Here is a 16,064-nt window from a genome sequence, read left to right as displayed (position 1 = left end):
TAGATATCCTTCTTTTCATCCCTATTTTATCGGTGTTTTTTTAATAATTTGAAGTGCCGTAGCAACCGCCATAATTGCACTCTTTTTTTGCACACTTCCCGCAAATATTCATATCGTGTATAGAGAAGAGATTCTAAAGGCACAGAATCTCTCATCTCAAAAGAGCGTGAACTGTTGCACGCTCTTTCTTACATAATTAAGTCCTCTTTGAATAAAATTAGTTATTCTTTCAATATTACAGACAACCCATTTCTTAACCATATTCCATGATTGGAGCAGTTAACTTTTGCTAGCTGCTCTTTTTTTATGAAATGGAGTGAAGAAGATGGAAATTTATTTAACTAATGTGGAATTTATAAGAGAGTGGAAAACGCTAAGGCAAAAAGCGATGAAGCGTGATAACTATGAATGTCAGATATGTAAATCAAGAGGAAAGTATAAGCCTGTTGAGAATGTACATCATATAAAATAAGTGAAGACACATCAGAGTTAGCGTTAGATTTGGATAACTTACAATGTTTATGTATTCGATGTCACAATGAAGTGCATGAACGGTTAGATAAGATTGAGAAGAAACCTATTATGAATGAGGAACAGTGGTAGGTATGATTATTAATGATGGTAGTTAGACATTCGATACGGACTTGATGCTTCAATATGCTGAATCTGTTTAAAAAGTATATTTATTGGCGTTACTGTCAGATTAGAAACTGTGTGAATACAAGAAAGTGTAAGAGGATGTCATTAGATAAAGTAAAAGAAAAATTACAAAATGAAAATGAATTGAATTATGTAATCAATCTATTGAAGATTTCTTGTAAAGAAGTCTTTTTTATTTTGGATTTTATCGAAAGATATTTTGAATTGATTGTTTAAGATACCCCCGGGTCAAAGATTTTGTCTTTTATCTGGGGGACTGGCAACGAGGGGGGAGTTTATATTTTTTTCATTTTCCGTATAAGGGGGGCTGATGCCAAAAGTGTCCAGAGAGACTAGAAGAATGCGGATTCGTAGAGACTTACTTGCACAGTTGGAACGGAATGAAATAGCCGGGAACCATTATGAGGACTTGGTTGAAGACTACTTAGCCCTATGGGACATGAAAGAAAAATTGATTTCGGAAGTGAAGAAAAATGGTGTAATGGTGAAGTGGTCAAACGGAAAACAAATAGGGACTAAGAAAAATGATGCTGTAACAGAATTACCGAGAGTGAACAAACAAATGTTAGTGCTTTTTAAAGAATTAGGATTGAGTGCGATCGATAACTTAGGTGAAGACGATGACGAAGATTTATAAGTATCATCCATACAACGATAATTATATCGAAACGGTAGAAAGCGGAAAGGTTCAGTCATCAAAAGAAGTAAAATCCAATTGCAGCCAGTTGTGGAAGAAATGTTTGCCACTGAAAGTATTGTGAATGGTGAAGATCGCATGATGCGCTGGTATACGAACAATATAAATACGTTTTTATTCGCTTAACCTATTACACAAAAAAAGGTCGAACTCACATTTGAGTCCTGGCTCTTTTTCATTAATAAACTTACATAGTAAAAAGCCCCCAATTACCATATTTGGGAGCCTATGCAAAGGGAACAACCTACCGTAGAAGAATATCCCCGACGATATACTTCATGTGCCAAAAATATTACAAATTATCCAAAGTAAATCTACATACTATTGCATCTAATAAAGAAAAAACCATGCTTCTATGCGTTTATTCAATATGATATTATTTTTTTGACAATCGCAGTCACAGAAAAATTATGTATACGGATATTTATTCAAAGAGCCCAAACTTGATATTATCCCCTTTAAGTAGACAGTGTAAAAAGACCATGTACATACATGGATGTTACACTAGTACTTGGAGGGGGTTTTTCATAACTAGAAAAGGTTCAACATTTAATACATATTCAGAAGAATTAAAGTTATTAGCTGTTCAAAGTTATTTAAACGGTGAAGGAAGTTACCCTGTGAAGTTTCAATTTTTTTAGCATTCAACTATTTTTCGTTGTTTAGAGTTATTAATATTTTTGTAAGGAGGTGGTGCTGCGATTGACATCTTTCTTGATTTAAAAGGACTCATATACTCATCTAATCATACTTTTAATCCAGGTAGGATATGCTATTTTAAAATACTTAATTAACTCGGGGTCAAATTGTGAACCTGCCCCTTCAATAATGCGTCTATAAGCTTCTTCTGGTGTTAAGGCAGATCGATAAGACCGAGAAGATGTCATTGCATCAAATGCATCTGCAATGGACACAATTCTGGCACTTAAAGGGATTTCATCTTGTTTTAATTTATTTGGATAACCTTTTCCATCCCATCTTTCATGATGAAAATAAATTATTCCCTCATACCCCTCAATTAATGATAAATTTTCTAATAATTTAATACCCAAATTGGGATGGGTTTTAATAATATTATATTCTTCATCTGTAAGTTGCGAAGTTTTATTTAGAATTTCATCAGATATTCCTATTTTACCTATATCATGTAGTAAACATGCAAGGTAAAATGTACTTAATTCTTTTTTATCGTATTTTTTTGTTACCTCAGCAAGGCTTAATGCATAATTTGCTACCCTTTGACTATGCCCTTTTGTATAAGGGTCTTTCATTTCTAAAATCTCCATCGTTAACAACATATTTTCCTTGATTCTTTTCTCAGATTCCGATTGTATTTCTTTCTTTAAAGACTTTAGCGTAAGTAATATTAAAAAAGAGGTAACTATAGATAGAATAAGCGTAAACATTAACTCGCCTAAGTAATTAATTTGAAAAAAGTATATTAAAATATAATATCTTATCAGCTCACATATAGAAATAATAAGAAGAAATATTTTACTTAAATATAATGGCGCAATGATGATTACAAAAAAATCTAAGTAAGGAGAAATTATATACTGATTAAAAGTGTTAATAAATAAAACATCATGAGCAATCTGGTAAAACATAAATAATGTAAATACCATATATTTTGAAAATGTATTGATATGTTTATTTAATATGTATATTTTCGATAAGAAAAAAATGGAAATTAAAAAGGTAATTTTGAGGACTATTATCTTTATTGTAAATAACTCTTTAATAATAAAATATTCATATATCTGATGCACTATGAACAATAAGTATACAATCAGAATAAATTTCTTTTTTGATTCAATGTTATATAATTTATTAAATATAGATATTTTTTTCATTTTAAACCACCTATTCAATTTTTTTATAGCTTACTTTTTTCTGGATGCAGTTAATTTTATATTTTTTCATTATTTTGTAGGATGAATTTTAACAATTACATAGATCTTTTTCGTGATAATGATAAACCCATTTATCTCTTATACATTATTTCCCACAAAGTAGTTTTTTATGGTTCTGTTGCAAAGTTTCTTAAACCTAGTTACAGTCTAGAAAAAAGAAGCGAGGAGAATCACAAATGCGATATTTTAAAGGAAAACAGTTCTAGAAAGACATTATTTTGGTAGCCGTCGTTTTTCTTTAAGTTATCGTGACGTTTCTGAAATTCTGAAAGAACGTGGAGTTTCGATTCACCCAACAACCATCATGCGTTGGATTCATGAATATGGAAATCTCATTTGTCAGATTTGGAAAAGAAAAACAAATCTGCACAGCTATCTTGGCACCTGGATGAAACTTATATCAAAGTGAAAGGCGAATGGTGTTATCTCTATTGAGCAATCGATAAAGATGGACACACATTAGATATTCAACTTCGCAAAAAACGAGATCATCAAGCGGCATATGCCTTTATGAAAAGACTAGTGAAAACATTTGGAGAACCAACGGTTCTCACAACAGACAAGGCTCCCACGTTACTTTGAGCGTTCAATAAATTGAGAGAAAAAGGCTTTTATAAGCATACCACTCAGTGTACAATCAAGCATTTGAATAATCTCATCGAACAGGATCATAGAAATATAAAGCAAGGTAAGAGAACGTTACATGGATAATCCGATCAAGTATCTGCAGTATAAAGAGTACTCAATAAAAGATGTAGTAAAAGAAATGGATTTGACAAAGTATCAGCTAAGAAAATTTAAACAACAACTAGAATGAATGTTTCGAATGAGGTGAAATATGAACTATTTATCTTTCGAAGAGGTATGCGGCAGGGTAGGTTTAACAAAAAATCAATTAAGCTATTTAATCAAGTATAAACAAATCGAACCTATCAATCCTGCTACTTGGAAAGCAGATGGCGGATACCGTTTTAAAGAAGAAGATGTGCAAAGACTTGTTGAAATGTATAAAGATGCTCTGACATTAAAGGAAACAGCAGAGTTTCTCGGTAAATCGAAGACATATGTACATAATGCTGCAAGAGATGGTTTATTACCATGTAAAGAAATTGCTAAAGGAAAATCTACTGAACGATTGTATTTAAAAAGAGATTTAGAAATATTTAAGCAAGAAATTGAAAATACATCAAAAGAGGAATCAAGAGAAAAAAAGCAGCATGTAAGCCTATATCTTGATCCAAAGGTGTAGAAGCAATAAAGAAAAAATCCTCAAAAAAAGGATATAATGGTTACAAAAAGTTTGCGGAAGAAATTTTATATGAAGAAGTGAAGGAAGAAATAGAAGAATTGATTATTTAGAGAAAATAGCCCCTTGAAAATCGATAATCGTTTTAAGGGGGTCTATGTTCTTTTTACAGATGAATATATGCTTTTGAATCATTTGTATTAACTCCCACAATAAAGTAGACTGTAGACGAATTTGAGAGGTCGTTTTTTATCTGTTCGTTTAATTTTTCTATAATTATAAAAAAGGTAACTAAATTATTAGAGAAAAAGCTTCATAATCAACAATATTGATATATTTGTAAACTATGGTAATAATTCAATCAATAAAAATGATAGCTCAATAGAAGAATGCAAACGGAATATGTAATAAAAAAACTATAAGTATACATATTTAGATTATAGTAAACTAAAAGTTGATTATATTCTTAAACTATAAGATTATGAATGATCTTTAATTGCGTGAATTTTCTATTTAAGAGCGTAGAAATATGGTAAAATAGAAGTGTAACTGTATATCGTGTGAAGGTGGGCTTGTTATTATCCCTTCTTTCCATTTGGAAGGAAAGAGGGTGATATAACATGGAATTTTCGTTTGAACTTTTAAAAGAGATTGCAAGTGCAGTTGTGCGTGAGCTTTCAGCATGCGTATTAAGAAAGCAACTGCAAAAAAAGGACATCAAAAAACCCACTCATCGCCGTAGAAAGCTCAAGTGTGGGTCTAGAAAAAGATAATGCATAATAACAGCCACCTTGACAGTAGCAGTTATGAGACGGGATGTTCCAGCATCTCGTCTTTTTAGTTTATCCAATATATATAAAGTATAGTAAACATACCATGTTTTTATTTTTTGGTCAATAACTCAACATATAGTTCAATCTTAGGTTCTTTGTCTATATACCTATATATAATGGATTATCAAAAGTTTAAACAATCTTATTGAACAGGATCATAGACATGTAAAGAGATGCTTTGTCAAATCCGCAGGATTTCAAAATTCCCGTCATGATTCACGTACGATAAAAGGTAATGACAAACTTATATAACCCAAACACAATAGCATTCACACCATTTTTATTCATTACTGGTAAAGACGGAGTAGGAAAAATATCTACTGCATGTGCAACAGTTATGACGTAAGCTGATATTATCTTGAGTTTTGTGAGAATATATACGTGAGTCGATGATACCAATTGATATTCATATAAGAACATATTCTTGAGAAATTAGGATATGGTGTGCACATACAAGAGACTTATTAAAAGGTTCGAACACAGCTAAAATTATCTATTTTAGTTTTTGAAATAATAAATCACAACAATGATGCAAAATACGGTTCTATTGCAAAGTTTTTTAAGTCAGCTAGACTGTAGGAAACTTGGATGCGATATTTTAAAGGAAAATAGTTCAAGAAAGATATTATTTTAGTAGCCGTTGGCTATTACTGTCGTTCTTCTTTGAGTTATCATGATGTCTCTGAAATTCTGAAATAACGTGGTGTTTCAGTTAACCAAACAACCATCATGTATTGGGTTCATGAATATGGGAATGTCACCTATCAAATATGTTAAAAGAAAAACAAAACTGTACACCATATTTGACATTTAGATGAGACTGACATCGGGAGTGGGGCTATCTTTATCGTGCAATTGATAAGGATGGAAATACTTTGGATATCCAACGGTTCTTACTACAGACAAGGCTTCAGCCCTGCTTTTTACGTTTTAGATAACCTAACCTTTTAGTGGGATTAATCTTTCTCTTCTAGCTATTTGTTAGATAGAGATGACTTTATTTTAAAGGTATGACTTTAGTATCAACTAAATTAGTAGAGGTAGCTGATCTTGAACCTGAGGTTATGTCAAAAGTTTTAACTATTAAATTCGTACCATACTCAATAGTAAAGGTTCCATTTCCTTTTGAACGGACCATATCAGGATTAGAAGGATGATTAATTATATCATATGTTTTTTTTGCATGTTTAAGCATTGCTCCTACAGAATTCACTACTCCAAGTGTTCGTGCACCTGTCAGTACATCAGCGTACATTTCCACTTTACCTGATGTTTTTTTCTTTTCAAAATACACTTCAGTTTTGTATATTTTATTTGCTGGAACTTTAACAGGTTGTGAAGGAACAGTTATTGTTTTAGTATTACTGGTAGTATTTGTATTTGAATTAGTAAAATTATATTCAAGAGTCTGTGTTATTTCCACTTCACTAATAAATGGAATTTTCACTTTTACTTTACCAGCTGTGCTTTCTTTAAAGCCATGTGTTGTAGTAGTTGTTGTTGTGTTCGTAACTGCTTCGCTAAAAGAACTAGTATTATACATTTGATCCAAATCTGAATTATTCACAAATATATTAGAACCTAAAAATAACGGTTCAATATTCGTAACATTACTTTCCTTGATATTTATTCCAGATACAGAAAACTTATTACCATACACAAAAGTTGTACGTTCCCATTTGAATGCGTCATTACGTATAGAAGCTAGCATATTATCTATATTAGCATAAACATTTTTCATGGCAATTTGTGATTTTTGGTTTTGTGTTTCGACTAAATATTTTTTTTGTACTTCGTCAGCACTAGCTACATTTGGTGATAGGAATGTAATACTTGAACCCAAACATGCAACTGTACCCATTGTAATAATCGATTTGGTTATTCTTTTTTTATTCATGTAATTCAGCCCCTTTTATGATTATTTTAATTTCTATAATGAATCATATCAGAAAAACAATTTTGTAAACGATTTAAAATTTCAATATTCCATGAAAAAAATATTCAGGTAATGATTTATATTTTATACGTTTCCCATTGAAGGCTCTTCCCTCAAAAATTTGAAGGTGGGAGATGAATGTCGGTAGGCATAAGCCTCCTTTTTGTATTTAATCACTTTCTTACTACTTATAAAGAAACTGGAAAATGATTAACCTATAATTCTGGATTTGTTGGGCTCACTCAATTAAAACAACGTTAAAAGGAGTAAATAGTATTTCCCTTCAATATGCATTAAATAATTCAGCAGATATTTTTCAAGAAACATCTGCTAGATTTTTCACGATTCTAGTCCAAACAGAATAAAATCCAACCTAACATAACGAAACAAAAAATGGCAATATTACTATCATGGACGATAGAATCAAATTATTTAATGACGGATTTGTGAAGTTTGCAAAGACAGGAGGTACTCTAAATGTACTGTTAGACGGAGTCTAAATGGTACATTTGTTAGCTTAGACAAACATGCAAGAATTACCGAAAATAAGATCTTCAGTTGGGATTAAAGGACTTTTCTATTTTTTTATATTTTTTTATATGAAACTACATACCTTCTATCATTTGATACAGCTACAGTGAACTACCCGCCACTTAACGTCCTAACGGACTGTTTGAAGTGTGGGCTTCTCGGTTAGTCGTTACTTTTGATAGCTAACGAATTCGTCCTAAGACAGCCGAGCTAACTCCCTTGTTCCAAAGGTTGTTTTATTACTATTTATGCTAACGCTAAAAGGCGTATTGCTTCATTTTTGATATTGATAGCTGCGTTATAATCTCTATCGAGATTTACACCGCATATACAAGAATAGACTCGTTCAGACAATGTCATATTTTTTACATTTCCACAACCGCTACATGTTTTTGTGGAAGGAAACCATTTGTCTATTTTCACAAGTTGTTTTCCTTGTTCATTTAGTTTATACGCTAAGAAAGAAGTGAACATACCCCACCCATTATCAGCGACACTTTTTCCAAAATGAAGTGCTTGCGACATTCCTTTCATGTTTAGGTCTTCAATAGCTACAACATCAAAATGAGCAGCTAACTTTTTAGGCTCATGATGAAGGAAATTCTTACGTTGGTTAGCTACTTTCTCATGTAACTTAGCTACACGAATACGTTGTTTATTCCAACGCTGAGAACCTTTATTGCGCCTTGCTAATACTCGTTGTGCCTTTGCTAATTGGTCTAACATTTCACGATAGAACTTAGGATAATTGGCTTTCTCATCTTCAGAACTAACGTATAATCCACCCATCGTAAAATCTAACCCAACAACTGTTTCTACTTCTTTTTGTACAATCTCTTTTTCGTATTCAGTCAAGATGGACACATAGTATTTACCAGTAGGTGTCATAGAAATCGTACATGACTTGATCATATAATCTTGTGGTATTTCTCTATGCTGTTTGAAACGTACCATTTTCAGTTTTGGCAATTTGATATGACCATTAAGCAACATAATATTTCCGTTTACTACATTCGTTGTATAAGACTTTCTGTCTTTTTTACTTTTGAATGTCGGAAAGTCATTTTGACCACTAAAGAAATTCTTATAGGCAGTTTGCAAGTTTAGTTGAGCATTTGCCAAAGCTAATGAATCAACTTCTTTTAACCACTCAAATTCTGCTTTATATTTTGCAGGAGTTGGAAGCTTTTGTTTCTTTAGTTGTTCCTTGTCATCTTTGTACTTTTCGTACGCTTCTTTCCGTTCAGCTAACATTCTGTTATACACGAAACGTACACAACCGAAGGTTTTACGCATAAGGTATGCTTGTTCTTCTGTTGGATACAAACGAAATTTATAGGCTTTATTCTGCTTTGTCATATCATTTCACCTCACTTTTCACCTTGGTTTTCAATATATTTCTTTACTACATCTATTGGAGAACTACCAGTAGTTAGTAAGCAAAAACTTCTTGACCAAAACATCTCTTTCCAAAGTTTTTTTTTCACTTGTGGAAAGTCTCTCTTGATTAGTCGAGAACTTGCACTTTTATAAGCATTAATAAATTTTGTCATTTCTGTATTCGGATGTGCCTTGAACAAAATATGAACATGGTCTACATCATGATTCCACTCTACCAGTGTTATGTTGTAATTCTCGGATAACCTGACAAACATGTCTTTTGCATAGTCTGATATATCATCATCGAACACATTTCTTCTGTATTTTACGACCAACACAAGATGATAATACAACAAGAACACTGAATGATTATTGCTATCTAATTTCATTCGTATACCAACCTTTATTCTTTATAAGACTGATTTTATCAGAGGCAAAATAAAAAGCAAAGCCTTTTGGCTACGCCAAACCGAAATTCATCTCCCACCTACCGCTGGGCTACGCCCTTCACGCGCTTGAGGAAGGAGAATTCTTTCGAGGAAGTCGTTAAATGAACAACCTGTAAGAGTAATTGATGTGGCCAAATAGGTAGGTATTAATGTGCAGAATGAATCTGTGGTCCTTCCTGAAAATATATCATCAGATTATTTTACGGAAGAGTGTATTCAAATAAAGAGAGTTACGGAATCGGGGGATACCTCTTTCCTTTCAGTTATTAAACGTGTCAGGTCATACTGAGGCTTTATCCGTTGTTAGTTCTCCAAGCATTTTCAATAACCTTTTCATAACGGAATATATGCAGTCTAATGATATTCGGATAAATAGAAACGTCACGCACTTTCAAAATCTCGGAGACATCACATATGATATATATTTTAAGCCGTCTTCCTTTAAATCGTGATTCTACTTACTCTTTTTATGAAAGTAGCTTCATGTAGAAAATCATTCAGTCTTTTAAACAATTATAATTCAGGTGAAAAAACAAATAATTGTATACATTTTGTGTTTATTTAGTATAAAATCGAATTATAAAATCGTTTTCTTTGAATTTCACATCGATAAGGTTTCAGTTTCCTGGGGATGAGTGGGTGAGAATGATGTTCTTATATTGTATACAAATCGTGCAAAGAAAGCATTTTTGAAAATAGTGAATATTTGAAAAGGGGGCATATAAATGATGAAAAGGTTAAATGTGAAAAAATATTAAAAGAACAGTATTGAATGTGACGAATGCTGGGATATTATTAGCAACTTTGCAAGAAACTTTTTGTGGAAGAGAAACAAAAGATATGTATATATAGTTATATTGAAGTAGCGAGATGTAGATGTGGACAAGTGTAATAATGTTATGTAACCTAAATCATACTCCTCATCAAAACTGGATCCTTGAATTTAATAAAACACAAAATATTTATCAATTTGTATGCCCATGGAGAAAAAGCTGGATTATAGCCTGGAATGCTATAGGAGATTCTAAGAATGTTTTTGTAACAACAAACGAAAAAAGAGCATTATTGGACTTTAGAAATACAAAATGATGATATTATATAATAATATCCGACCATGGTATTAGATTTAGAGAACGAAATACCCACAATGGTACTAACATTAAAGACACTCTATAAGTATCTCAAATATTATTGTTAGAAAATTCATTTTTATAACAATCACTTGGGTTATCCCAGTAAAGTAAAGATAAATGGAAATGATTTGTTCAATTAGCTCTAAGATAATGTAATGCAATTAACAGAACTACTAAATATACAACAATCTACGCCTTTCTAAATCTAATACAGAGAATAATATGATGAAATGATAGATATTTATTGAACTCCCCCCACTTTCACTTCGTTTAGAAGAGGGGGATTCCTAAGTAAAGAGTTCTATCGAACTCTAATTTATTAGGCTATCTCCACAGTCCTTGCGGTTAGAAGCCTTATCGCTTCATTTTTCAGATTGATACTTGCGTTAATATCCCTATCATGGTGTGTAAGACAAGAAGGGCAGTCCCATTTACGTAGGTTTAGTTTTTTAACGTCTTTGTTTTGATATCCACAACAAGAACATAATTGACTTGAAGCAAACGTTTTTGATACGACAATGATTTGTTTGCCTTACCATTTTGCTTTATATTCCAACATAGTTCGAAACTGTGGCCATGATACCTCACTAATTGCTTTTGCTAACTTATGATTCTTTAACATATTCGATACTTGCAAATCTTCTATACCGATAACATCGTGGTTTTTGATGATTTCAGTTGAGACTTTGTCTAAGTAATCTTTTCTAGCATTTGCTATGTATTCATGAATTCTAGCTACCTTTACTCGCTGTTTATTCCAGCGAGAAGATCCTTTCGTTCTTCTAGAAGAACACGCTGTGCTTTCGCCAACTTCTCTTCTAATGATCGGAAAAACTTCGGATTTTTATAGGTTGTTCCATCTGACAAAATGGCGAAATCTTTTAGTCCTACATCCATTCCAATATAAGATTGTATTTTCGGAAGTTCTTGCACTTCTGTTTCAACTAACAATGACACAAAGTATCTGCCAGAAGGGTTCCGTCTAACTGTAGCATTTAAAATACGTCCATTTACTTCACGACTTTTGGCAAATCGAACAAGACCTAGTTTTGGCAACTTTATTTTGTTTCCTACAACGGCAATGTTTTCATTTGTTTGTTTTGTGGTATAAGATTGTACGTTGTTATTCTTAGATTTGAAACGCGGGGTATTGTTTTGTTTTTTGAAAAAGCGTGTATAAGCATCCGCAAGGTTGCGAACAGACGACTGAATCGCAATACTATCCACTTCTTTTAGCCAAACAAACTCTTTCTTCATGGCAGGAAGTTTGGCAGAGTATGTACCATATGTTAAACCTTTTCCTGTTTCTTTGTATGCATTATCCCATAGAGATAGGAAATGATTGAATACAAAACGAGAACAACCGATCGTTTTATTAATTAGGATCGCTTGTGCTTTATTTGGATAGATACGAAATTTATAAGCTTTATTGATCATCATTCCTTTCACCTCCATTTCGATATGCATCTATTATACAACGAACAGATATCCGATAGGTAGTCAAGTACCACTATATATATGTCGAACAATTAAGATGGCTTCCTGCCATCCCTTGTCCGAAGCCAATTCATCTCCCACCTACCCACTTCGCGTTCCTTGAGGAAGGAGTCTTCTTGGCTAAAATGATAAAGAAAATGTTATGTCTACAATTATGGTTTTAGGAGTGAATGTAATGCATAAAATGATAAAAAGTTTAATTCATGATAAATCCAGAAATAGAAAACTTCAAATTCTTGAAATATTAATCACTGAAGAACAAGTAACTTCAATTGAGTTAGCAAAGCAAGTTAATTGCTCGGACAGAACTATCATACACGAAATTAGAGAGCTTAAAAATAGCCTGCCTAGAAATTGGGATATAATTAGCAGGACGGCGAAAGGGTATATATTACATAAACCCCCAACTGAAACTCTTGCTCCAATTATTATGTCATATTTACAAGAAAGTGTGATTTATAAAATTCTAATAGAGATATTTCATAATAAGCATTATTCTTTAGAAAAGTGGTCCCAAATTTTATATATAAATAAAGTAACATTAAAAAAAATTTTAAAAAAATATAATACTATTCTAGATGAATTTAAATTAGAATTTACAACTGATTTTGTTAAACTAAAAGGGGAAGAAATTAATATTAGATATTTTTATTTGATTTTTTATCTCAGTATAGAACAATGTATGCCTACAATATCATTACCAGATGATTTAATTCGAAATATTAAAAAGACTCTTGATTTTTATGAAGTAAAAGTAGATTATTTCTTGTTAAAAGTGTTGGTTTATGTTTCTATCTATAGAATTACTGGAAAAAAATTTACAGATAGGAACATTGAATTTACTAATTTATATGCTCCAAATCAAACAAATTGTTTTGATATAATAATTTTCGAAATTGAGGGTTATTGTATGGTGAAATTATCAAAAAATGAAAAAGATGCATTAAAGATTTTTATCTATTTTAGCTCAAGTTCATTTAGTAATATTCAACAAACAAATGCCGTTCTTAAATATTACGAAGATAAAAATGGGAAACCTTATCAATGGTTTTTGAAGTTGATAGATATGATGAATTCTGATATTGAGGGGAGCAATATAGAATTTGATTACTTAAAACGCGAATTGTTCAATCATTTTTTAAAAGTTTATATTGCTAAGTACTATTCCTTTCCAATAAAATACTTGTTTATTGCACCTACGTATCTATCTCACAGATTCCAAGAACTGTATAATAATAATTTATTTATTATTTCTAAATGGAATGAGACTGTTACATTTAATAAATATAATGAACATGATATAAGGCATCTGGCACAAAATGCAACGCTTATTCTTGATTTTATCTATCCTAAAAAAAATGTGTTATTTATGTATTATGGAAATGAAATATATGAAAGACTTGCTTATATAACATTAAAAGATGTCTTTGGAGTATCAATGAATATCTATAGAAAGTCAGATAATAATATAAAATATGATCTTATAATTACAAATTATAGAAACAAATCTTTCTCCTCTGAGATACCCGTTTATTTTATCTATCGAAATTTCAATCAAAAAGATATAGAGCATATTACACATGTACTTTTTAAGTGAAAAATAAATGTGTACATTAAACAAATTATCTCACCAAAAGAGGGTTTAAAACATTGAACTACTCACTCCATAATATCCTCACGGACTGTTTAAAATGGGAGATTTCTAATTGAATTGGGCTAATCCCGTAGTTCCCACGGTTAGAAGACGAATTGTTTCGTTTCTGAGATTTAGTTCTGCATTAACATCTCTATCATGGTATGCGCCACAAGAAGGGCAATCCCACTTTTGAAGTTTGAGATTTTTCTGATGAATTTGTGTGTTGGATTTGATACGATGGATATCGTAGTTTTCTTATCATGTGTATGTTGAAGATTTTTGAGATGAAAACAACCTAAATCTCGGATACACAAGTCATTTGCTGTCACAGTTGGGACGCAAAGAGGACCGTAGTATCGATCATGTTGTTTATCCTGACCTGTATGAATATGTAAGAACTGTCCACTTAATAGATCATATTCATGCTGAATCCTTCACCCCGGCTGTGTAGTACATCCTCCTGAACCCGGATAAATGAATGAAAAGAGATCTGGGAGTTGAATTTAGAATACCAAGACGTTTAAAAACAGAAGTACATGGAGAAGAAACCAGCATAGATGAGGACGATTTTGAGTTTAGTAATTCAGCTAATATGTGCTGTGAAAAATTGGACAGCAGCTTTATTAAATCGTTGATTCAGTCCCTGAGGACTGATGAGTACTTCTGTTGATACTTCTAAACAGCTAGATAACAAAGTTAAAGAAATCATAGCGATATTTTGACTCATCCATGCATATAAAGCGACTAAATCTTTTTCTTGGTATTTACTAATTCTTTGCACAAGGCCAACATTTCTAGCAAGGTCTTGTAAGATATTCAGAGATAAAAAGTTTTGAATTTCTTGAGAAAATAGTTGTAATACATCAGATACAAAAAAGCTATTCTTTCCTATGATTCTACAGAAAGAATAGCTTTTTTTTATTTTAGAGGGTATTTTGTTAGCTTGATAGCGATGTGATACTATCCCCACTTAACACTCTTATGAGATGTTTGAAGTGGGGGATTCCTGCGAACACCGATGTAACCACCAGTTATCTTAGCAGACTCTGCCCGTAGTTCATACGGTGAGAATTGAAATGTCTTGTACGTTAACTCACCACGGTCCCTACTTTAGCTTGGTTTTCGCAACTTCGGCAAGCGTGGGACGATAGAACGTTGAAGATTTTACAATTGCAACAATTTTCTGCAACCAACCTCATATCTTCAGTTATCAAAGAGCAATCTGTACAAGTATATGGTAGCAAACATTTTGGCTTACGCCAACCGACATTCATCTCCCTCCTCAATATATCTGCTGGTGCTATCACACCTTCAAATATATTGAGGAGGGAGTCTTCTGTCGGAAAATTCGTTAAAAATGATATTTTACACCTGTATTTTTAGAAAAGCTTGCATAAAAAATCGATGATTCATGTGTCTATGGTCTTGTTCGATAGAATCTTGGCGCAATATTAGTAGATAGGAACCCTACTTATCGAAGCACCGAAAGAAGAGTAAAGGCAATGTAAGTTAGATATCTAAATAATATAGTAGAACAAGATCATCAAAGTGTACGTTCTATATTAGGGTTAAAATCATTTAAAATAGCAATCTCCATATTAAGTGGTGTGGACGCCATACATACTACATAAAGGGATAGGGTGATTTAAGGAATCAGTCCGTCCAAAATTAAAACAGAGTTCATCCATTAATTATTTGGACTTATAGCATAAAATACAATTCTGCTAGGAACCTGCTATCATTTGTGCTCTTCTTCAAATATTTACACCAGAATCTAGGTTATTGAGGAAAGAGACAATAAAAATAATTTCCAAATAAATAAGTTTTCTTTGTACTTTTAATCCTTTCTATTCATTTTGAAACCTATTCATAAAAAAATAATGTATGCAATTTTACAAGGATGCTATATGGGTTAAAATCGGTTGTTTTTATGAATAAACAAGGTTATACAAAGGGAATCCCATTCAATAACATGTGGATCAGATTCTTTTTCGTCACAAAATAGACACAAATTCTAATGAAAATTGTATACAATTTGTATTAGAATTGTTTATGAAAGGCAGTGAGGATTTCAATTCCTTCTTTTTAAACCGATTATAGACAGGTCTTTTCTATCCATTTGCATTCCGATTCCAATAGATAGAGAAATACCC

At 32.1% G+C, this 16,064-nt stretch carries 9 protein-coding genes and 9 pseudogenes; 11 read left to right on the top strand and 7 right to left on the bottom strand.

Annotated features, from left to right (window positions below):
* The first annotated feature begins 325 nt into the window (after positions 1 to 325).
* The 3 genes from QCI75_RS29590 (at position 326) to QCI75_RS29580 (ending at position 1,297) form a co-directional block, all read left to right on the top strand.
* Complete coding sequence (locus tag QCI75_RS29590; RefSeq protein ID WP_353762086.1) at positions 326 to 472, top strand: HNH endonuclease; 147 nt, start codon at positions 326 to 328, stop codon at positions 470 to 472.
* Between the two features lie 29 nt (positions 473 to 501).
* Positions 502 to 603: a hypothetical protein gene (locus tag QCI75_RS29585; RefSeq protein ID WP_353762085.1), complete on the top strand. Its 102-nt coding sequence runs from the start codon at positions 502 to 504 to the stop codon at positions 601 to 603.
* Between the two features lie 367 nt (positions 604 to 970).
* A complete protein-coding gene (locus QCI75_RS29580) occupies positions 971 to 1,297 on the top strand; it encodes a P27 family phage terminase small subunit (RefSeq protein WP_353762084.1) in 327 nt (108 codons plus the stop codon).
* Positions 1,298 to 2,094: 797 nt separating this feature from the next.
* Here the strand turns inward: QCI75_RS29580 and QCI75_RS29575 are convergent.
* Positions 2,095 to 3,195, bottom strand: a complete 1,101-nt coding sequence (locus QCI75_RS29575) for an HD-GYP domain-containing protein (protein ID WP_483299490.1) — start codon at positions 3,193 to 3,195, stop codon at positions 2,095 to 2,097.
* Positions 3,196 to 3,482: 287 nt separating this feature from the next.
* Here QCI75_RS29575 and QCI75_RS29570 point away from each other — a divergent pair.
* The 6 genes and pseudogenes from QCI75_RS29570 to QCI75_RS29550 all read left to right on the top strand — a co-directional run.
* A pseudogene (locus QCI75_RS29570) lies at positions 3,483 to 3,957 on the top strand (IS6 family transposase); the annotation flags it as partial.
* A pseudogene (locus QCI75_RS30645) lies at positions 3,953 to 4,087 on the top strand (transposase); the annotation flags it as partial. The pseudogenes QCI75_RS29570 and QCI75_RS30645, both read left to right, overlap by 5 nt.
* Before the next feature lie 21 nt (positions 4,088 to 4,108).
* Positions 4,109 to 4,629: pseudogene (locus QCI75_RS29565) on the top strand (helix-turn-helix domain-containing protein).
* A gap of 507 nt (positions 4,630 to 5,136) precedes the next feature.
* Positions 5,137 to 5,289: a hypothetical protein gene (locus tag QCI75_RS29560; protein WP_353762081.1), complete on the top strand. Its 153-nt coding sequence runs from the start codon at positions 5,137 to 5,139 to the stop codon at positions 5,287 to 5,289.
* A 183-nt stretch (positions 5,290 to 5,472) separates the two neighbouring features.
* Positions 5,473 to 5,583, top strand: a pseudogene (locus QCI75_RS29555) (IS6 family transposase); the annotation flags it as partial.
* A 390-nt stretch (positions 5,584 to 5,973) separates the two neighbouring features.
* Positions 5,974 to 6,236 (top strand): annotated as a pseudogene (locus QCI75_RS29550) (IS6 family transposase); the annotation flags it as partial.
* Between the two features lie 110 nt (positions 6,237 to 6,346).
* Here QCI75_RS29550 and QCI75_RS29545 read toward each other — a convergent pair.
* The 4 genes and pseudogenes from QCI75_RS29545 to tnpB all read right to left on the bottom strand — a co-directional run bounded on the left by QCI75_RS29545 (position 6,347) and on the right by tnpB (position 12,218).
* Positions 6,347 to 7,246: an ETX/MTX2 family pore-forming toxin gene (locus QCI75_RS29545; RefSeq protein ID WP_353762080.1), complete on the bottom strand. Its 900-nt coding sequence runs from the start codon at positions 7,244 to 7,246 to the stop codon at positions 6,347 to 6,349.
* Positions 7,247 to 8,062: 816 nt separating this feature from the next.
* Entirely contained in the window at positions 8,063 to 9,175 is a 1,113-nt protein-coding gene (locus QCI75_RS29540) for an RNA-guided endonuclease TnpB family protein (RefSeq protein WP_353762079.1), read from the bottom strand.
* An 11-nt stretch (positions 9,176 to 9,186) separates the two neighbouring features.
* Positions 9,187 to 9,585, bottom strand: coding sequence for an IS200/IS605 family transposase (gene tnpA / locus QCI75_RS29535; RefSeq protein ID WP_353762078.1), 399 nt, complete (start codon positions 9,583 to 9,585; stop codon positions 9,187 to 9,189).
* Positions 9,586 to 11,097: 1,512 nt separating this feature from the next.
* Positions 11,098 to 12,218: pseudogene (tnpB, locus tag QCI75_RS29530) on the bottom strand (IS200/IS605 family element RNA-guided endonuclease TnpB).
* Between the two features lie 199 nt (positions 12,219 to 12,417).
* On the opposite strand from tnpB, the gene QCI75_RS29525 reads away from it, so the two are divergent.
* The gene (locus QCI75_RS29525) at positions 12,418 to 13,872 is read left to right on the top strand and encodes an AcpB/EbpR/MafR family transcriptional regulator (protein ID WP_353762077.1); all 1,455 of its coding nucleotides are present in this window, start codon (positions 12,418 to 12,420) and stop codon (positions 13,870 to 13,872) included.
* A gap of 105 nt (positions 13,873 to 13,977) precedes the next feature.
* On the opposite strand, the pseudogene QCI75_RS29520 reads toward QCI75_RS29525, so the two are convergent.
* Positions 13,978 to 14,118 (bottom strand): annotated as a pseudogene (locus QCI75_RS29520) (zinc ribbon domain-containing protein); the annotation flags it as partial.
* A pseudogene (locus QCI75_RS29515) lies at positions 14,113 to 14,803 on the bottom strand (IS4 family transposase); the annotation flags it as partial. The pseudogenes QCI75_RS29515 and QCI75_RS29520, both read right to left, overlap by 6 nt.
* A 616-nt stretch (positions 14,804 to 15,419) precedes the next feature.
* Here QCI75_RS29515 and QCI75_RS30640 point away from each other — a divergent pair.
* Positions 15,420 to 15,602: pseudogene (locus tag QCI75_RS30640) on the top strand (IS6 family transposase); the annotation flags it as partial.
* Positions 15,603 to 16,064: the final 462 nt, after the last annotated feature.

This window comes from Bacillus cereus group sp. RP43 (assembly GCF_040459645.1).
In the GTDB taxonomy this organism is placed as follows: domain Bacteria; phylum Bacillota; class Bacilli; order Bacillales; family Bacillaceae_G; genus Bacillus_A; species Bacillus_A mycoides_C.
Note: the sequence above shows the minus strand (reverse complement) of the source record. Positions and strands in the feature narration are given on the sequence as shown.